The 19,340-nt window shown below is 66.0% G+C and carries 16 protein-coding genes; 9 read left to right on the top strand and 7 right to left on the bottom strand.

The window, feature by feature from the left end; genetic code table 11:
- The first annotated feature begins 3 nt into the window (after positions 1–3).
- Positions 4–2,559, top strand: a complete 2,556-nt coding sequence (locus PQI66_RS01965; protein WP_339995585.1) for a DEAD/DEAH box helicase — start codon at positions 4–6, stop codon at positions 2,557–2,559.
- On the opposite strand, the gene PQI66_RS01960 is transcribed toward PQI66_RS01965, so the two are convergent.
- Positions 2,531–3,517, bottom strand: a complete 987-nt coding sequence (locus tag PQI66_RS01960) for a hydrogen peroxide-inducible genes activator (protein ID WP_339995584.1) — start codon at positions 3,515–3,517, stop codon at positions 2,531–2,533. The two genes, PQI66_RS01965 and PQI66_RS01960, sit on opposite strands and share 29 nt — an antisense overlap.
- 184 nt (positions 3,518–3,701) lie before the next feature.
- Between PQI66_RS01960 and PQI66_RS01955 the strand changes: the two genes are divergently transcribed.
- The 3 genes from PQI66_RS01955 (at position 3,702) to hrpA (ending at position 8,979) form a co-directional block, all read left to right on the top strand.
- On the top strand, positions 3,702–4,298 hold the full coding sequence (locus PQI66_RS01955) for a peroxiredoxin (RefSeq protein ID WP_339995583.1): 597 nt from the start codon (positions 3,702–3,704) through the stop codon (positions 4,296–4,298).
- A 1-nt stretch (position 4,299) separates the two neighbouring features.
- Positions 4,300–4,824, top strand: coding sequence for a carboxymuconolactone decarboxylase family protein (locus tag PQI66_RS01950; protein ID WP_339995581.1), 525 nt, complete (start codon positions 4,300–4,302; stop codon positions 4,822–4,824).
- A gap of 108 nt (positions 4,825–4,932) precedes the next feature.
- Complete coding sequence (hrpA, locus tag PQI66_RS01945) at positions 4,933–8,979, top strand: ATP-dependent RNA helicase HrpA (protein ID WP_339995580.1); 4,047 nt, start codon at positions 4,933–4,935, stop codon at positions 8,977–8,979.
- A 1-nt stretch (position 8,980) separates the two neighbouring features.
- Here the strand turns inward: hrpA and nrdR are convergent, their stop codons facing one another.
- Positions 8,981–9,442, bottom strand: a complete 462-nt coding sequence (gene nrdR, locus PQI66_RS01940) for a transcriptional regulator NrdR (protein ID WP_339995578.1) — start codon at positions 9,440–9,442, stop codon at positions 8,981–8,983.
- Between the two features lie 81 nt (positions 9,443–9,523).
- Entirely contained in the window at positions 9,524–10,051 is a 528-nt protein-coding gene (locus PQI66_RS01935; RefSeq protein WP_339995576.1) for a hypothetical protein, read from the bottom strand.
- Between the two features lie 262 nt (positions 10,052–10,313).
- On the opposite strand from PQI66_RS01935, the gene lexA reads away from it, so the two are divergent.
- The gene (gene lexA / locus PQI66_RS01930) at positions 10,314–11,060 is read left to right on the top strand and encodes a transcriptional repressor LexA (protein ID WP_339995573.1); all 747 of its coding nucleotides are present in this window, start codon (positions 10,314–10,316) and stop codon (positions 11,058–11,060) included.
- 68 nt (positions 11,061–11,128) lie between these two features.
- Here the strand turns inward: lexA and ptsP are convergent, their stop codons facing one another.
- A complete protein-coding gene (ptsP, locus tag PQI66_RS01925; RefSeq protein WP_339995571.1) occupies positions 11,129–12,847 on the bottom strand; it encodes a phosphoenolpyruvate--protein phosphotransferase in 1,719 nt (572 codons plus the stop codon).
- A 178-nt stretch (positions 12,848–13,025) separates the two neighbouring features.
- Between ptsP and PQI66_RS01920 the strand changes: the two genes are divergently transcribed.
- Complete coding sequence (locus tag PQI66_RS01920; protein WP_339995570.1) at positions 13,026–13,814, top strand: DeoR/GlpR family DNA-binding transcription regulator; 789 nt, start codon at positions 13,026–13,028, stop codon at positions 13,812–13,814.
- A gap of 161 nt (positions 13,815–13,975) precedes the next feature.
- A complete protein-coding gene (locus PQI66_RS01915; protein ID WP_339995569.1) occupies positions 13,976–14,245 on the top strand; it encodes an HPr family phosphocarrier protein in 270 nt (89 codons plus the stop codon).
- A gap of 23 nt (positions 14,246–14,268) precedes the next feature.
- On the opposite strand, the gene PQI66_RS01910 is transcribed toward PQI66_RS01915, so the two are convergent.
- Both PQI66_RS01910 and hflX read right to left on the bottom strand, forming a co-directional pair.
- Positions 14,269–15,621, bottom strand: coding sequence for a uracil-xanthine permease family protein (locus tag PQI66_RS01910; RefSeq protein WP_339995568.1), 1,353 nt, complete (start codon positions 15,619–15,621; stop codon positions 14,269–14,271).
- A 10-nt stretch (positions 15,622–15,631) separates the two neighbouring features.
- Positions 15,632–17,074, bottom strand: a complete 1,443-nt coding sequence (gene hflX, locus PQI66_RS01905) for a GTPase HflX (RefSeq protein WP_445227975.1) — start codon at positions 17,072–17,074, stop codon at positions 15,632–15,634.
- 57 nt (positions 17,075–17,131) lie between these two features.
- Here hflX and PQI66_RS01900 point away from each other — a divergent pair, with 57 nt between their 5' ends.
- Entirely contained in the window at positions 17,132–17,908 is a 777-nt protein-coding gene (locus tag PQI66_RS01900; RefSeq protein ID WP_339995566.1) for a hypothetical protein, read from the top strand.
- Positions 17,901–18,407 carry a hypothetical protein gene (locus PQI66_RS01895; RefSeq protein WP_339995564.1) on the top strand — a complete coding sequence of 169 codons (507 nt, stop codon included), beginning with the start codon at positions 17,901–17,903 and terminating at the stop codon, positions 18,405–18,407. The genes PQI66_RS01900 and PQI66_RS01895 overlap by 8 nt, the downstream gene beginning before the upstream one ends.
- On the opposite strand, the gene dapF is transcribed toward PQI66_RS01895, so the two are convergent.
- A complete protein-coding gene (gene dapF / locus PQI66_RS01890; protein WP_339995562.1) occupies positions 18,393–19,334 on the bottom strand; it encodes a diaminopimelate epimerase in 942 nt (313 codons plus the stop codon). The genes PQI66_RS01895 and dapF overlap by 15 nt on opposite strands.
- Between the last annotated feature and the right edge of the window lie 6 nt (positions 19,335–19,340).

Below are 19,340 nucleotides of genomic sequence, written 5' to 3'. Positions count from 1 at the left end.
CAGTTGACGTCACCCGCCAGTGATTCCACGCTCTCCGCACTCCTCCCCGACCTCGACGAGGTTCCGGAGAGCCTGGTGGACGATGCAGTCCTCGAGTCGTTCCTCGCCTGGGCGCGTGACCGGGGGCTTTCTCTGTATCCAGCCCAGGAGGAGGCCGCGATGGCGCTGGCGGCCGGCGACAACGTCATTCTGGCGACGCCTACCGGGTCAGGCAAGTCCCTCGTGGCCACCGCCGCTCATTTCATCGCCCTCGCCCACGGTCAACGAACGTTCTACACCGCACCGATCAAAGCCCTGGTCAGCGAGAAGTTCTTCTCCCTCTGCGAGATCTTCGGCCCCGCGAACGTCGGCATGATGACCGGCGACGCCACGGTCAACGGACAGGCGCCGGTGATATGCGCCACCGCCGAGGTCGTGGCCAATATCGCCCTCCGCGACGGCGCTGGTGCGGACATCGACCAGGTCGTGATGGACGAGTTCCACTACTACTCGGAACCGGACCGCGGGTGGGCCTGGCAGGTCCCCCTGCTGAGTCTGCCACGCGCCCAGTTCCTGCTCATGAGTGCAACCCTCGGCGACACCACGTGGCTCGAAGAGGACCTCACACGCCGGACCGGGAGGACGACGACACCGGTGACCGGGACCGTGCGCCCGGTTCCCCTCGACTTCGACTTCGTCTACTCACCGGTGCACGAGACGCTGCAGGACCTCATCGACGCAGGTAAGGCACCCGTCTACATCGTCCACTTCTCCCAACGGGAGGCCGTCGAACGAGCGCAGGCGCTGACCAGCATGTCCTTCGTCGACAAACAACGCAAGGCCGACATCGCTGCAGCGATCGGTGACTTCCGCTTCACCTCCGCCTTCGGCAAGACGCTCTCCGGTCTGCTGCGCAAGGGCATCGGAATCCATCATGCGGGCATGCTCCCGAAGTACCGCAGACTGGTCGAGAAACTTGCCCAACAGGGACTTCTCACGGTGATCTCGGGTACCGACACGCTCGGGGTGGGAATCAACGTCCCTATCCGTACAGTGCTGATGACCGGTCTCGCCAAGTACGACGGCGTCAAGCACCGGATCCTGAAGTCCCGCGAGTTCCACCAGATCGCCGGGCGTGCCGGGCGTGCGGGGTATGACACTGAAGGCACGGTGGTCGTGGAAGCCCCGGACCATGAGATCGAGAACTTCCGGCTCCGCGAGCGCGCCGGCTCGGACCCGAAGAAGTTGAAGAAACTCCGCAAGAAGTCGGCACCCGAAGGCCGGGCGACCTGGACGAGATCGACATTCGACAGGCTCACCACCGCCGAACCGGAAGAACTCGTCAGCCAGTTCCAGATGTCGCATTCGATGCTGATCAACGTCATCGCACGCGACGAATGGACCTATGCCTCGCTGCGTGGCCTGCTACGGGGTAACCACGACACCCGTGCCAAGCAGAACCGGGACATCCTCACCACCATCGACCTCTACCGAGGTCTCCTCCGGTCCGGAATCGTCGACGAGGTCCGCGCCGACACTCCGTCCGGCAAAGACGCCCACCTCACCCGGGATCTCCAGCGTGACTTCGCGCTGAATCAACCGTTGTCCCCGTTCGCCCTCGCCGCGTTCGACCTGCTCGACCCGGAGTCGGAAACCTACACCCTGGATGTCATCAGCACCGTGGAGGCCATCCTCGACAACCCCAACCAGGTGCTTACGGCACAGCAGAGGGAGAGGCGGGGCCAGGAGATCGCTGCGCTGAAGGCCGAAGGCGTCGACTACACCGAACGGATGGCCATCGTCGAGGACATCACATGGCCGAAACCGCTCGCTGACGAGCTCGACCAGGCCTACGACATCTTCTGCGAATCCAACCCGTGGGCCACCGAATTCGATCTCGCCCCGAAGTCAGTGGTCAGGGACATGATCGAGAAGGCCATGACGTTCTCCGACCTGATCGCGACGTATTCGCTGGCACGGTCGGAAGGCGTGGTGCTGCGCTACCTCACGGACGCCTGGCGGACGCTCTCGCACACCGTCCCCCCTGAACACCGCAACGACGAACTCGAGGACATCATCATCTGGCTCGGAGAACTCATCCGCCAGGTCGACTCCTCCCTCGTCGATGAGTGGTCGGCCATGGCAGACCCGGACAAGCCGGTCACCGCAGAGCAGGTGGCGGAACATGCGTTCGGCGTCGATGACCCCACCCGACTCAGTTCCAATCCCAGGGCCCTGCGCCGGATGGTGAAGAACCACTTCTTCAGGCATGTCGAGTTGTTCGCCTTCGAGAAGGAGAAGGACCTCGCCGAACTCGACAGCTACCTGGCAGAACCTCCCGACTGGCCCGCAGAGATGGACGCCTACTTCGACGAGTACGCCGATATCGGTGTCGACGCAGGGGCCCGCTCCCCTGATCTCGTCATCATCGTGGACGAGGGAAAGACCTGGAAGGTCCGCCAGATCCTCGATGACCCGAACGGCGACCACGGATGGGCCTTCGAGGGCACCGTCGACCTGGAGGCGTCCGACGATGCCGGAGACGTCCGACTCAGCGAGTTCCGCGTCCTACAGGGCTGAGCCGGGATTCCAGTACCTCCCGGCTCGACACCAGGCTGGATTCGTAGGCGGCGGAGACCACTGTCCCGATCGTCCGGAACGCCTCGTCCCGGTTGGAACTGGAGCGGTAGCTCAGGCTGACTGTCCTGCCGGCCGCGTCCCGACCCCCGGCGAAGGTCGCCAGTGCGACGCCCGGGCGGTCGCATTCGGCCGCCACCGCACTCATCGGCACCAGGGTGCATCCCAGTCCCCCGATGACGCACTGGACCACCGTCGACAGGCTTGCCGCCCGGGTCACCGACCTCGCCGGGTCCACTCCGACTGATGCGGAGCGACACAAGTCGAGGACCTGGTCCCGTAGACAGTGGCCGTCGTCGAGCAGAAGGAGGTCCAGTGAGTCGAGTTCGTCCACGGTGACGTCACGACGTCCGGCGAGACGGTGGCCGGCGGGGAGGACGAGCACGAACTCCTCGCGGTAGAGCTCAATCTGCGCGATGCCGGAACCTGCCACCGGTGACGCGACGACAACTGCGTCAAGGCGTCCCTGGCGCAGAGACTCGACGAGGCTGCTGGTCTTCTCCTCGACGATCTTCGGCTCGAGGTCCGGTGCAACGGCGGGCAGCGACTGCAGCAGCGTCGGCAGCAGAAAAGGTGCGATCGTGGGAATCATCCCCAAGGCCATCGATCCGGCCAGGCCACCGTGCGCCCCGCGGGCGTGGCTGATGAAGGTGTCGAGGCTGTCCAGGATCGCGCGGGCGTAGGGCAGCAGTTCCCGTCCGATGTCGGTGACGATCACCTTTCTCGTCGATCGCTCGATAAGCTGGACGCCCAACCCGCTTTCCAGCGCGGCGAGCCCCTGCGACAACGAGGGCTGGGTGATTCCGAGCTGCTGGGCGGCAGTGCCGAAATGCCCGTTCTCGGCGACGGTGGTGAAGGTCCGGAGCTGAGCGATCGTCGGCCGGTAATCCTTATTGGTCATGCCTATCACACTACCTGACGTCCGCAAGGTTAACCTATCCGCTTCATCACATAGATCTATCCTATGGAAAGTCTGCAATAAATCAGTTATACCTTTGCGTCATTTCTAGATTCATGGCATAATCGGCCTCGCTCGTGGCACGCAACGAGCGTCCGTTTTTCACGACTCCCAGGAGGCATGCGCCATGTCCATTCTCACCGTCGGAGACCAGTTCCCCGAGTTCAACCTCACCGCACTCAAGGGCGGTGACCTGCACGAGGCGAATGCTCAGCAGCCGGATGACTACTTCGAGGACGTGAACCTCGACAAGTACCAGGGCAAGTGGAAGGTCATCTTCTTCTACCCCAAGGACTTCACCTTCGTCTGCCCCACCGAGATCGCCGCCTTCGGCAAGCTCGACGAGGAATTCCAGGACCGCGACACCCAGATCCTGGGCGGATCCACCGACAACGAATTCGCCCACTTCAACTGGCGTGCGACCCACCCGGAGCTCAAGGGTGTACCCTTCCCGATGTTCGCTGACGTGCGCCACGACCTGATCCGCGCCCTCGGTGTCGAGAACGCTGGCGGCGTCGCCGACCGTGCCACCTACATCGTCGACCCGGACAACGTCATCCAGTTCGTCTCCGTCACCCCCGACGCCGTCGGCCGCAACGTCGACGAGGTCCTGCGCGTGCTCGACGCACTGCAGTCCGAAGAGGTCTGCGCATGCAACTGGCAGGCCAACGACCCGACCAAGAGCATCAACAAGATGGACGTCGTCCAGGAGGCACTGAAGTAGCATGTCGATCGACAACCTGAAGTCCGGTCTGCCCGACTACGCCAAGGACCTGAAGCTCAACCTCAGCAGCCTGGCACGCTCCACCGAGCTGACCGAGCAGCAGCTGTGGGGCACCTTCGTCGCAGCCGCGGCGGCGTCGCGCAACGACCAGGTCCTTTCGGAGATCTCCGACGAGGCCAAGGCCCATCTCTCCGACGAGGCCTACGATGCCGCCCTCGCGGCGGCGTCGATCATGGCGATGAACAACGTCGCCTACCGGGCCCGCGGCTGGCTCGGCGACGACTACGCCCAGGTCCGCATGGGCCTGCGCATGAACGTCATCAGCAAGCCCGGGATCGAGAAGGTCGACTTCGAACTCTTCTCGCTGGCCGTGTCGACCATCAACGGTTGCGACCACTGCACCATCGCCCACGAGAAGACCGTGCGTGATGAGGGACTCACCAAGGAGCAGGTCTTCGAGGCAGTGAAGATCGCCGCCGTCGTCCAGGGCGTCGCCCAGGCGATCGAGATCGAGGACGCACGCTAGAGGGCACCCCTACCTCAGCCACTGCCACGCTGATCAACGCCACCTCAGAGCCCGCCGCACCCCGATGTGCACGGCGGGCTCTCGGGCGTTCAGTGGTAGAATCGTCGGGTGGTTTCTGACGAAGGCAATGCAGGTGGAGGTAGGCCGAAGCGCCGCGCGAAAGGACGGGGACGCCGACGCGGCCGGCAGCCGGGCACGGCCCCTCAGCGCAGGCCACGGCTGAATCTCACCGACAACCTCTCGTTCCCCGACTCTCTGCCGGTGTCCGCTCGTCGGGACGAGATCATCCGAACGATCAGGGACAACCAGGTCGTCATCGTCGCCGGTGAGACCGGCTCAGGCAAGACGACACAGCTGCCGAAGATGTGTCTCGAGCTCGGCCGCGGTGCAGTGAAGCGGATCGGCCACACACAGCCGCGGCGTATCGCCGCCCGCAGCGTGGCAGACCGTATCGCCGACGAACTCGGCGAGAAATCCGGCGAGGCCGGAGGACGCGTCGGATACAAGATCAGGTTCGACGACCACGTCCATGCGTCGACCGCCGTCAAACTGATGACCGACGGAATCCTCCTCGCAGAAATTCAACGTGACCGGCTGCTGAACGCCTACGACACCATCATCGTGGACGAGGCCCACGAACGCAGCCTCAACATCGACTTCCTTCTCGGCTACCTCCGTGAACTGTTGCCCAGGCGTCCCGATCTCAAGGTCATCATCACCTCGGCGACGATCGACCCGGAATCCTTCGCCAACCACTTCACGGACGCTGACGGCAACCCTGCGCCGGTCGTCGAGGTCTCCGGACGCACCTACCCCGTGGAGGTCCGGTACCGGCCCCTGACCCGGCTGGTGCCGGACGGGAAAACCGGCGGCGGAGAGCCCTCCCTCCGTGAAGTCGAGACAGATCCGTTGGACGGGCTACTGGACGCCACGCGGGAACTGATGGCCGAAGGCCCCGGGGACATCCTCTGTTTCTTCTCCGGGGAACGGGAGATCCGCGACGCGGCCGACGCCCTGCAGGACGAGAACTTTCGCGGAGTGGACATCCTCCCCCTCTTCGGTCGCCTCTCCGCCGCCGAACAGCACCGGGTGTTCTCCCCCGGCAGCCGGCGGAGAATCGTCCTCGCAACGAACATCGCCGAGACATCGCTGACGGTCCCCGGTATCAAGTACGTCATCGACACCGGGTACGCGCGCATCTCCCGGTACTCCCACCGCACGAAGGTACAGCGGCTGCCGGTCGAGGAGATCAGCCAGGCGTCCGCACAGCAACGCTCCGGCCGGTGCGGGCGAACCTCGGACGGCATTGCCGTGCGTCTGTACTCTGAGGAGAACTTCACGGCGCGGCCGGAATACACCGACCCCGAGATTCTCCGGACACACCTGGCCAGCGTCATCCTCTCGATGGCCGCCCTCGATCTCGGAGACATCCGGGAGTTTCCGTTCCTGCAGCCGCCGGACTCCAAGTCCGTCCGCGACGGTGTCCAACTGCTCCGGGAACTCGGGGCCCTCGAGACCTCGGACGCCGGCGGGGCGGCCGGCGGACCACCGACACTGACGCCTACCGGGCGCGACATGGCCCGGATTCCGACAGACCCGCGGTTGGCCAAGATGCTGTCCGCGGCCCACGCCAACGGTGTCCTCGAACAGATCGCCGTCATCGTGGCTGCCCTGAGCATCCAGGACGTCCGCGAACGCCCTGCAGAGCATCAGGCCCGCGCCGACCAACTCCACGCACGTTTCGCCGCGAACTCCGACTTCATCTCGGTCCTCAAACTGTGGAACTACCTGCAGGCGCGCCGTAAGGAACTGTCCGGCAACAAGTTCCGGTCCCTGTGCCGGGAGGAGTTCATCCACTACGTCCGGGTGCTGGAGTGGATGGACCTGGTGCGGCAGTTGTTCACCGTGATCCAGGAGTTGAAGTGGAGTATCCCCAATGTCAGGCACTTCCGGGAACTGACCTTCGACCTCGGTGAGGACTCTGCGGCTGCACCTGACGAGACCGGGATCCACAAGTCCCTCTTGGCAGGACTGATCACCAACGTCGGTATGCGGCAGGGCAACTCCCGGCAGTTCACGGGCACCCGCAACACGACCTTCGTCATCCACCCCTCCTCCCATCTGTCGAAAAAGCCGCCGCAGTGGGTGATGGCGGCGGAACTGGTGGAGACCTCACAAGTGTTCGCCCGTACGGTGGCACCGATCGTCCCCGAGTGGATCGAGGAGATCGCTCCCCAGCTTGTGCGGTACACCTACGCGGAACCGTTCTGGTCGAGTAAGCAGGGCGCTGCACTGGCGATCGAGAAGGCGTCGATGCTCGGCCTGCCGGTGATCAGCGACCGACGGGTGAACCTGTCGAAGACCGATCCCGACGCCGCGCGCGACATGTTCATCCGGAACGCACTCGTGGACGGCGACTGGCGGACGAACCACCGATTCTACCGGCACAACCAGGAACTTCTCGATGAAGCCGGGCAGTTGGAGGACAAGGCCCGGCGACGCGACATCGTCGTCGACGACGAGACGATCTACGGGTTCTACGCAGACCGTCTGCCGTCCACCGTCGTCTCCGCCCGGCACTTCGACTCCTGGTGGAAGAAGGCCAGACAGAAGGACCCGCACCTGCTCGACATGACGCCTGAGGCATTGATCGGCTCTCACGGCGGAGCGGCCGAAGCACGGGAATTCCCGGACTCCTGGCGTCAAGGTTCCATGGAGTTCGAGCTGACGTACGTCTTCCGCCCCGGTGACCCCGCCGACGGCATCACCATGCGCGTCCCGCTTCCCCTGCTGGCAAGCGTGACTGACGCAGACACCCAATGGCTGGTGTCGGGCATGCGCGAGGAGCTGTGTGTCGCCTTGATCAGGACATTACCGAAGCCGCTGAGGACGTCGGTCGTACCTGCCGGACAGTTCGCGCGCGCCGCGCTGGAGCGTATGACCGCCTACGACGGGCCGGTGGACCAGGCCCTCGCCGACGCCCTCCGGTCGCTCGGTGGAACAGGTATCAGTGCCTCAGACTTCGACTGGGGCCGGGTGCCCTCCCATCTACGCATGTCCTACGCGGCGGTGGACCGACGGGGCAAGATCATCGCGACGTCCAAGGACCTCAGCGAATTGCAGGAGTCGCTGTCCGGTGAGATCACCCAGTCCATCGCCTCCGCGACAGCCAGGTCGTCCCGACAGCCTGCAGAGGGGAAGCCAAGTCCCCTCGATTCCGCAGCACACCGGAGCACAACGCGGGCGTCGTCAAAGACTGCTCGTCCGGCCGGCGACGCGGGGGTTCTCGCCCGGGCAGACAGCTGGACTGTGGACGGCATCGGCGTGATCCCGGAATCGGTGGAGACCGTCGTCGACGGACAGACGACCTCAGCCTACCCCGCGCTGGTCACCCCCGGCACGGGCAGTGGCGGCGGAGTGCTCCTCAAGGCGTTCCCCACGGCGCAGGCCGCCGCGGGGCAGCAGTTCTCGACGGTGCTGGACATGATGGTGTCGGCCTGCCAGGTCTCTGCCAAGCAGATGGTGAAGGGCCTTCCACTCCGTCAACGAGTCGCGGTGGACACCTATCCGCACGGCGGGCCGGATGCGCTCGTCGACGACAGCCGGGTACTGGCCTGTCGGGAACTCCTGCAACGGTACGGGCCGGTCATCCGGAACCCGCAGCGCTGTGAGGAAGCCGTGGAAGCCGCCAGAGAACGTGGCCCGGGCCTCGTCCGCCAGGTGATGGTTGCGGTCGCTCCAGCGGCGTTGGCGGTGTCGGATATGTCGCAGGAGCTGGACTCCTGGGACGGCGAGGGCATCGTGGACATGAGGCGGCAACTGGACTTCTTCCTCGGGCCCCACAGCGTGGCGAAGAACGGGGTCGAGCACCTGCGTCACATCCCGCGTTACGTCGAGGCGATGAAATCCCGCCTGTCGATGATGGAGTCGGATCCGGACCGGGAGGCGGCTCTCGACGACCAGGTCAGGGAATGCACGGAGGCCATCGAACGGACCAGGCAACGTCTGCCGGCGAGCCGGGCGGCGTCCCCCCAGTTCAAGGACGTCCAGTGGTTGGTCGAAGAGCTTCGGGTATCCCTCTACGCCCAACATCTCGGGACGTCCCGCCCTGCCAGTGCAGCGCGCGTGACGAAGGCACTGGCGAAGATCCGCTGACTCAGTCGGCCGTGCTCCCCCGGTGGTCCCGGAGGTCGCGGATCTCCCGTTCGAAATCCTCCGTGGACCGGAACGACTTGTACACGGAGGCGAACCTCAGGTAGGCCACCTCATTGAGGTTACGGAGTGGCTCGAGGATGGCCAGTCCGATGTCGTCTGCGGCGACCTGGGAACCATGGGAAGCCCGCAGCGACTGCTCAACGTCATGAGCGAGGATCTTGAGGTCGTCGGTGGAGACCTCGAGGCCCTGACACGCCCGCCCCACACCCCGGATGACCTTGTCCCGACGGAATTCCTCGGTCACCCCGCTTCGCTTGGTGACCAGAAGCACCGACCGCTCGAGGGTGGTGAACCTGGTCTTGCAGGAAACACACTCGCGACGTCGTCGGATGGCGGAACCGGATTCCACCGTACGTGAATCCACGACCCGGGAGTCTTCGGAACGGCAGGCGGGACAGAGCACAGGGGACTTCCTTCGGGACGGTCGACGAAACACTACGGCCCCGTATGCTACCCGTTGCGCCACATCTCGATGACTGTCCGGTCAGTACACCGGAACCACGACATCGCGGGTCGACGGCACGCCCGAGGGCCGTCCGCTCGCATCACCGATCCCGGTGACATCGTTGAGCGACGCAATACGTGCCACCGCGTCACCGACCGAAGCGCCGGGAACATGCTGCCGGGCGATGTCGGCGAGGGTGGCGCTGTCGTCCACCGTCACCGTCGCCGTCCCACTCGGTGTCACCGGTTCAACGGCGTGATCGGTGAGTGCCGGGGATGCGGCGAGCATGAGAACCAGCGACGCCAGTGACAGCAGCGTGACACCGGGCGAACCGACGACAGAGGACATCCGTCTGCGCATCCGGAGCCTCCGCGGGACAGACTCGAACGGACGTTCCTCACGACCCTGGGAGTGGGCACGCCGGGCGACCTGGACGGCGGACGGGTGACGTGTGGCGCCGTGGCCCCAGGTGTTCGATCGACTGGCCTCGTCGACGGCCGACCACTGCGGACGGCGGTAGACGGGACGATGGACGACGCTCCGGCGCCGGACCGACGTAGTGCTCATGACAACCCTCTTTCCGTGGTAGTGAACCTGATTCGCGGAATATGATAGGACCATGACAGCAGCGCGGCCGGACACCGTCGCTCACCGTAGCCGCAATCTTCGTCCGTGTGTTCGAACAACTCTTGATGCTGCCGACGCTAGCACGGGTGTTCGATGTTGTCCACAAAAACCTCGGCGTTATCGAACACCTTGATGAACGATGTCGGTCCGGTGATGTAGGGTCGAAACTACGACCGGTACAACAAGACCAGGAGTGGGTCAGATGTCAGAGAAACAGAATTCCTCCAGCGGGGCGGCGCCGGGAGGCCGGAAGCGGTCCTCCCCCTCCACCAGCAGCGCATCGGGAGACGACAAGGGCAGGGAGAAGCTCTCGGAGCGGCAGCGCCGGATCATGGACGTGATCAAGGACGCCACAAGGTTCCGCGGCTACCCGCCGAGCATCCGCGAGATCTGCGACGCGGTGGGGCTCAACTCCACGTCGTCGGTGTCCTACCACCTGCGGGAACTCGAGAGGAAAGGGTATCTCCGGCGCGAGGACAACAAGCCACGTGCCGTCGACATCAGGGACTTCGATGACGACACCCCGACCCGTCCCGGGCCGAAGCCTGCCGCCCCGGGCCCGGCGGGCATGCCGTCCCCCTCGTTCGTCCCCGTGGTCGGTCAGATCGCCGCAGGATCCCCGATCCTGGCTGAAGAGCACGTGGAAGCGCATTTCCCGCTGCCGCAGGAACTGGTCGGCGGAGGTGAGCTGTTCCTCCTCCAGGTGGTCGGTGAGTCGATGCGGGACGCAGGTATCTTCAACGGCGACTGGGTGGCCGTGCGCTCACAGAAAGTCGCCGAGCTCGGCGACTTCGTCGCGGCGATGATCGACGGGGAAGCGACGGTCAAGGAGTTCCAGAAGGACGGTTCGGGGGTCTGGCTCCTCCCCCACAATGACCTGTTCGAACCCATCCCGGGCGATAACGCCGACATCCTCGGCCGGGTCGTCGCCGTACTCCGCAAGATCTGACCGCAGTCCCGGCGCCCTCCGTCGCCCCGGGCGACTCGTGCGGTCGTGTTTGTTGCCCCGGGGTGGTACTAGAGTCCGAGAACGGCGGCCGCAGCCGCCTTCGCCTCCTCTGCTCCGTCTGCGTCAAGTGCGGCCGCAGCCATTTCACGGCAGACCGCGAAATCAACCTCACCCAACTGAGCTCCGACTGCGGCCAGTGCCGGAGGAGCGGCCGACAGCGACGTCACTCCGAGTCCTGCCAGCACACAGGCCAGCAGGGGATCAGCCGCCGCCTCACCGCAGACGCCGACCGCTGTCCTGGTGACCGCGCCGGCACGGCAGGTGGTGTGCACCAGTCGCAGAACCGCAGGTTGCCAGGGGTCCGTGAGATGTGCGAGAGAGGCCGACATTCGGTCGGCAGCCATCGTGTACTGGGTAAGGTCGTTCGTGCCGATGGACACGAAGTCCAGGTACGGCATCATCTTGTCGGCCATCAGCGCCGCGGCGGGGACCTCGATCATCGCCCCGGCGACGAGCCCCCGCTCGTGACACAGTTCAGCGAACCACTGCGCCTCGTAGACAGTCGCCACCATCGGCGCCATGACCCAGGTCTGTGCCGTCGACTGGTCACGCCCCGACTTCTTCAGAGCCAAGGCGATACCGTCGAGCTGACGCTCCAGGAGTTCCTGGTTAGTCCGGGCGATCCGGAGCCCGCGCACGCCCAGCGCAGGATTCTCCTCCGTCTCCGCCATCACGTAGGGCACCGGCTTGTCGGACCCCGCATCAAGGGTACGGACCACGACCTTTCCCTCCGGGAAGGCGCTCAGCACCTCTGCGTAGCGCTCCGCCTGCTCCTCCACCGAGGGTTCGGTGGTCTCGCTGAGAAAACCGAGCTCGGTCCGGAAGAGGCCGATACCTTCAGCGACCGATTCCGCCGCCTGGCGCGCCGCCGCACCGTCCTGCACGTTGGCGAGCAGCTGGACGCGGTGCCCGTCCCGGGTCTCTGCGGGGCCGTGCCAGCCGCGGACCTTCGATGCCAGTTCCGCGGCCGCCGTGACCCTCCGGTCGACATCCGAGGGATCGACCCCCGTCTCCACCGTGCCGGAGGCTGCGTCAATCAGGACCTCGGTGTCCGCCGGGATGCTGCGCAACTGCGTCCCAACCGCGACGACACAGGGGATGTCGAGCTGACGGGCGATGATCGCGGTATGGCTGGTCGCCCCGCCCTTCTCAGTGACCACGGCGATGATCAGCTCGGGGTCCAGCGTCGCTGTGTCCGCCGGTGCCAGGTCATCGGCGAAGAGGACGTGAGGCGAGTCGACGTCGGGAATGCCCGGCTCAGGTTCACCACGCAGCTCGGCGATGACGCGGTCACGGACGTCCATGAGGTCGGTGACACGTTCCGCCATCACCCCGCCAGCCTTGAGGAACATCTCGACGAAGTCGTCGGTGGCCTGTTTGACCGCGTAGAGGTTCGTCTGCCCCGCGTTGACCGACTTGCGGACCTTCTTGGCCCAGGCCCGGTCACGGGCGATGGCGACCGTCGCCTCAAGCACCTGACGTGCATTGCCCTCGACCGTGGTGGCCCGGCCGCTGAGCCGGTCGGCGACGGTGTCGACCGCCTGTGTGAACGCCGCGAACTCTGCCTCGCGCTCTCCCTCGGCGACCGTCTTGTCCGGACCTGGGAGCTCAGGGCGGTCCGTCACCCAGGTCACCGGAGCGAAGACGGTGCCCGGGACGACCGACTTTCCCTTCAGCACAACGGGCCCGCCGTCGGTCGCGGGGGCGGAGGAATTCGTGTCTGCCATAGTGTCTGGTCTCCCACAAGTATTCAGAACATCTGAAAAGACATCGGTGGACGGAAAAAGGTTGCCGCCTACACTACCCTTTCCGCGCCCGGCCTCGGCCCCGGCCGGGGTCAGGGCGACGGCGCCACTCACCCCCGAATCGGACCCGGAACCACACCGACCCCATAGAATGCAGGACATGAACTCTGAGGAACGTCGTCGCCAGATCGCCTCGCTGACCGCGGTCAACGGGCGCGTCACCGTGGTCGAGCTCGCAGAACGATTCACCGTCACCCCCGAGACCATTCGTCGGGACCTCACCGTGCTCGACAATGACGGAGCGCTGCACCGGGTGCACGGCGGGGCCGTACCGACCAACACCTTCCAGACCCGCGAGACGCCGATCGAGCTCCGCAGCACGACATCGACCGAAGCGAAGATCCGGATCGGCAGGGCCGCCTCCGAACTGCTTCCGCGTACCGGCACGGTGTTTTTCGACGCCGGGACAACGACCGCGATGCTCGCGCACGCCATCGCCGAAGCGGGCAGGCCCGACGACAACCCGTACCGGGGACTGACGGTGTTGACGAACTTCCTCCCCCTGGCTGTCCGGCTCTCGGCGGCGGGACTGTCCGACGTACAGCTCATCGGTGGTCACATTCGCCCCATCACGCAGGCGGTCGTCGGTGACATCGCGCTGCGCACCATCGGGGTGCACCGCGCCGACATCGCCTTCATCGGAACCAACGCCTTGTCGATGGACCATGGACTGTCCACCGCCGACGCCGAGGAGGCCGCGGTGAAACGTGCGATGATCGCCAACTCACACCGCGTCGTCGCCATGTGTGACTCGACCAAGTTCGGCCGGGACTACCTCGTCAGTTTCGCCAATGTCGCCGAGATCGACGTGCTCGTGACCGACGACGCTGCCCCCCGCCAGTACCTCGAGGCCTTCACCGCCGAGGACGTGACCGTGGTGACGGCCTGAGGCCGGTTTCCGTCGGCCTCGTCTGCGGCACGGACCCTCTCGGTTCAGCTACGCTGTGTGGGAAGGAACGGGCTGCCGGCAGAAGGCGGGCACCCCGGTTTCTCCGACAAGTCACGCCAACATACGACAACACTCGACGAACCGAAAAGGACCTGAGAACCATGGCCTCCACCACTGTCACCGTCGGCTCCACCGTGGGCCTGCACGCCCGTCCCGCCACCATCATCGCGGAGGCAGCGGCCAACTACGACGACGAGATCCTGCTCTCGCTGCCCGGTGAGGACGACGACGAGCCGTCGGACGCCTCGTCCTCCCTGATGATCATGGCGTTGGGCGCCGAACACGGCGACGAGGTCACCGTCTCCTCGGACAACGCCGACGCCGTCGAGGCCATCGCGGCCCTGATCACCAAGAACCTCGACGAGGAGTAGGGACCGCGGGGAGGGCCCCGACCTCAGGCTGGCAGGTCGTAGTCCCGCACCGAGCGGTCCCGTCCCTCCCCCAGGTTTTCGAACAACCACCTCAGGGCCGGGTAGCCGATGATGATACCCACAGACCCCCAGGCGATACCCTCCAGCTCCAGTGACCCGATCTGCAACGTGAGGTTGCCGATTCCAGCCGTCAACGCCACCGCCGCGGCTGACAGGTTGACGGGGTTGGTCAGGTTGACCTTGTTGTCCTGCCAGATCCGGATTCCCAGCAGCCCGATCATCCCGTAGAGCACCATCGTCGCCCCTCCCAGCACTCCCGCCGGGATCGTGTTGATCACGGCCCCGAACTTCGGGACGAAGGCGAGGATGATCGCTGTCAGCGCCGCGACCCAGTAGGCGGCGGTCGAGTAGACCTTGGTCGCCGCCATGACCCCGATGTTCTCCGCGTACGTGGTGGTGCCCGACCCACCGAAACCACCGGCCAGCGTCGTCGCGAGTCCGTCACCGATGAGTGCGGGTCCAGCCTGGTCGTCGAGGTCACGTTTCGTCATTCCGGCGACCGCCTTGACGTGCCCGACGTTTTCGGCGATGAGCACCACCACCACGGGCAGCGTGAGCAGGACGGCACCGGCATGGAACTCCGGCGTGTGGAAGTCCGGCAGGCCGAACCACGCGGCCGCACCGATCACCCCACCCGCGTCCTCGGCGATGTTCCCGGTGACGACCGCGAACACCCACCCGATGACGACGCCGATCAGGATTCCGAGGCGTCCGACCATCCCCCGCCCGGCGACGGTGACGACGAGCACGGCACACATCGTCACCGCCGCCACCATCGGCTGGTCAGCGAAGTTCGACGTCGCGGCCGGAGCGAGGTTCAGCCCGATCAGGGCGACGATCGCTCCGGTCACCGCCGGGGGCATGACGGCGTCCAGGACGCGTCGCCCGGCCGCCTTCACCAGTATCCCGACCAGTATCAGCACGAGTCCGGCGACGAGCACGCCGCCGAGCTGTGCCGGGAACCCCTCCGCCTGCGTCGCCGTCAGCGGAGCGATGAACGCGAAGGAACTGCCCAGGTAGGACGGGACACGGTTGCGGGTGATCAGCAGGAAGAGCATCGTCCCCACCCCGGAGAACAACAGTGTGGTGTTCACCGGGAAGCCGGTGAGTGCGGGGACGAGCAACGTCGCCCCGAACATCGCGATGACGTGCTGCATGCCGATGCCCACCGTCCGTGGCCACGTGAGCCGCTCCTCCGGTGCGACGACGGCACCGGGGCGGATGTTCCGGCCGTCGCCGTGCAGTGTCCATCCGAAGACGGCCCCGCGGGGGGCACCTCCGGCGGCCTCGTCGGTTGTCCTGTTGATCTCGTCCATTCGGACGAGCTTATTCTGTCTCCCCGTCCGCCGCGATTCTCAGGTCGGACAGCTCCGCAGCGATCACACCGGGCAACCGGACCTCGACCCGTGTGCCGTCCTCGGTGTACTCCTGACTCAGCACGGTGCCGTACTCGTGGAGCCGTGCTACCACGTCACCACGGTCGAAAGGGACCTGGAGCACGACATGGTCGTCGAGGGCGTTGAGGAAGAGTTCCAGTCTGCTCTCCAGGGCCGGGATCCCCTCGCCCGTGGCCGCAGACACGAACAACACGTCGTCCAGTCTGCTGCGCAGTTCGGCGAGGACGAGCGGGTCGGCGTCGTCGACCTTGTTGATCACGAGGATCTCCGGCGGGGCCGCTTCCCCGGTCTCCTCGGCGATCTCACCGATGACCTTGTTCACCGCCGCGATCTGCTCCATCGGGAACGGGTCAGACCCGTCCACCACGTGAAGGACGACATCGGCGGCCATGACCTCCTCCAGGGTGGACCGGAACGCCTCGACCAGCTGCGTCGGAAGGAACCGGATGAAGCCGACCGTGTCGGAGAAGACGACGGCGCGGCCGTCGGCCAGCTCCGCACGTCGGGTGGTGGGGTCGAGGGTCGCGAACAACGCGTCCTCGACGAGGACACCGGCACCTGTCAGTGCATTGAGCAGGGATGACTTCCCTGCGTTGGTGTAGCCGGCGATCGCGACTTTGGCGATGGCGGACGCATCCCGACGGCCCCGTTTGATGTCACGGGACTTCTTCATCCCCTGGATCTCCCGACGTAGCCGCGCCATCTCGCTGCGCAGACGCCGACGGTCCGCCTCGATCTTGGTTTCACCCGGACCGCGGAGGCCCACACCCCCGTTGGACCCCGCCCGGCCTCCCGCCTGGCGGGACAGGGCACCACCCCATCCGCGGACCCGGGTGATGAGGTACTCAAGCTGCGCCAGTGCGACCTGGGCCTTACCTTCCTTGGACTTGGCGTGCTGGGCGAAGATGTCGAGGATCAGCATCGTGCGGTCGATGACCTTGACGTCGAGGGCCTTCTCCAGTGCGATCATCTGCCCCGGGCTGAGCTCACCGTCGGCGACGACCGTGTCCGCGTTGGTCTCGACGACGATCTGGCGGAGTTCCTCGACCTTTCCGGAGCCAATGTACGTGCCGGCGTCAGGTTTGTCGCGGCGCTGGTAGAGCATGTCGGCGATCTCCGAACCGGCGGTCTCCGCCAGTGCGGACAGCTCGGCCAGCCGTGCCTCGATCTGTTCGAGGCTTCCTTCGGTCCACACACCGACGAGAACGACCTTCTCGAGGCGGAGCTTGCGGTACTCGACGTCGTAGCCGTCGTCCTGTTCCGTGGAGTGGACGTTGGTCCCGCGGCTGAGCCTGCGGAGACTGGACCGCTGTTCGAGGTCCAGCTCTCCGACCGTGGTCTCCGCGCCGATCTCATCAGGGTTCTGGTTCATGCTTGTCATTGCCCTCCATCTTTCCACGAGTCGGCGCCACGGAGTAGAGTCGCTCCCATGATTCCGGAACTGAAGAGTGTGGGGTTGGACTTCACCCGCTGGCAGGACGCCCTCGAAGCGGCATACGGGACAGGGGCGCTCCGGGTCACCGGCGAGGTCCGTGACGGGCAGGTACTGCAGTACGACGACCCCAGCGGTGCCCGTCTGGTCATTCTCGCGGTGCCGCCCTACGGGTCGTTCGCCAGTTTCAGTGGGGGGCCCGAGACCTCCGCCCACCTCAGTATGGTCGACGACATCGTCGGGGTGCTCGACATCGTCGCAGATTCGCCGATGCTGCAGATCCGCGCGGAAGGTGCTCCGGTCATCGCGTCCCTCACCGCAACGGTGGCGCAGGGCCCGCTGTTGGCGGACGAGGGAACGCTGACGTATCAGCCGGTGCAGGTCAGCGCACTCGCCGCCGACGTGGCGGTCCACCGCTCCCGGGACGACGCGGCCCGGGCCGGTGTCCTGCGGGTCGGTTCCGTGGAGTCCACCGGTCTGACCGACCTCAATTCCGGCGCGGTCGCCCCCCACGCCACCGCCACCGTCGCCGTGGAGATCACCGCGGCAGAGCGCCGGACCGCCGCCCTGACCGGGCAGCCGTTCTGGGTGTGCACCGTCAACGCCCCCTTCAGCTTCTCTGTCGTCCTCCCCGACGCCGGTGGCGACGACCTGGCCCCCGGCACCATTCTCGCCGGAGACGTCCAGTTCACCGCGACCGCCGTGGACCCGGCGTCCTGCTCGTCAGGTGGGTGCGGTTGCGGGTCAGGAGGTTGCGGAGGATCCTGTGGCTAGGAACGTCCCCAAGGCCCTGATCGTCACGGGTCTCGTGCTCGCCCTGTCCTGGGTGGTGATCAGCACCCTGGGCCGCCTCGGTGTCCTCGTCGCCGTCATCGTGGTGATCACCGCCGCCGTCACCGTCGTCAGACGGGACTCCGAACGCGAGATCGCCGCGCTGAGACGCTCGATCGACCTGTCCGCCACCGATATCGCGGCAATCCTGGACGACTGGGACGCGTTCCGCCACTCGAACGACCCCGCGCGGGTCCGCGACCGGCAGATCCACCGACCCGAACTGTGTGAACCGCGGTCCGAAGTCTCCAGTGTCTCCCGGTTCCATGCCGCGGCGGGATCCTGTGAACGTTTCCTCCGGCACCTGCCGGAGCGCACCGTCTCCCTGACGACGGTCGCCACATTGACCGACCTGCTGCATGAGACGGACCAGCGTGCGCTGAGTCTGCAGCGCCTCTGGGAGCGGGCCCGGCAGGACTCCGTCAATTCACGGCATCACTGACCCGGTCCTGACCGTCGTGCTGAACACCAGCCTCGACGGTCCCCGCAACGTCGCGGGTATCTGGTGACCGTCGTCGTCGGCACCGACGGTGACGGCCACCTCTCCACCGGGAACCGTCACACGGACGGTCTCCTGCCATGCCTGCCGGAGCCGCCCCTGCTCCACGAACCTGTCCGCGGACGCCGCCACAGCCGCGGCGACCGTGCCTGTACCGCAGGACAACGTCTCCCCGACCCCACGCTCGTGCACCCTCATGTGCACCCTCCCGTCCTGCAACGGAGTGACCACCTCGAGGTTCACCCCCGTGGGAAAGAAGTCCCGGTCGAAGGTCGGCAGAAGATCGACCCGCAGGCTCTCCAGGTCAGTGGCGGAGAGGCCCGGCACCGTACAGGCCAGATGGGGGTTCCCCATGTCCACACCGATGCCGTCGTAGCGCACGCCGTCCAGCTCCGCGGTCGATGTCCCCAGGATCGACGGGACGCCCATGTCGACGCTGACCTCGGCGCGGACACCGTCGGCGGAATGGATCCGCACGTCCCGACGTCCGGCGCGGGTACCGACAGGCAGCGTGCCGTCGGCACTGCAGTTCTCCGGACCGACCAGGGACAGGGCTGTGAGGGCGTGTGCGAAGACGCGCACCCCGTTTCCGCACATCTCAGCCACCGACCCGTCGCCGTTCCGGTAGTCCATGAACCAGTCGTCGCCCCGGACTCCGTCGGGCAGGTCGGTGAGCACCCCCTTGTCGACGAGCACGCCAGCGGTGGCGATCCGGATGACCCCGTCGGCGCCGATCCCCCGGTGCCGGTCCGCCAGGGACCGCACGAGTTTCCCGGTCAGATCGACCGCGCCTTCCGGATCAGGGAGGAGGACGAAGTCGTTGCCGGTCCCGTGGCCCTTGATGACGTCGATCTGCGCGGTTTCACCCATGTCCGA

The sequence above is a fragment of the Corynebacterium sp. USCH3 genome, from assembly GCF_037619475.1.
In the GTDB taxonomy this organism is placed as follows: domain Bacteria; phylum Actinomycetota; class Actinomycetes; order Mycobacteriales; family Mycobacteriaceae; genus Corynebacterium.
This window is presented reverse-complemented; position numbering and strand designations above follow the sequence as displayed.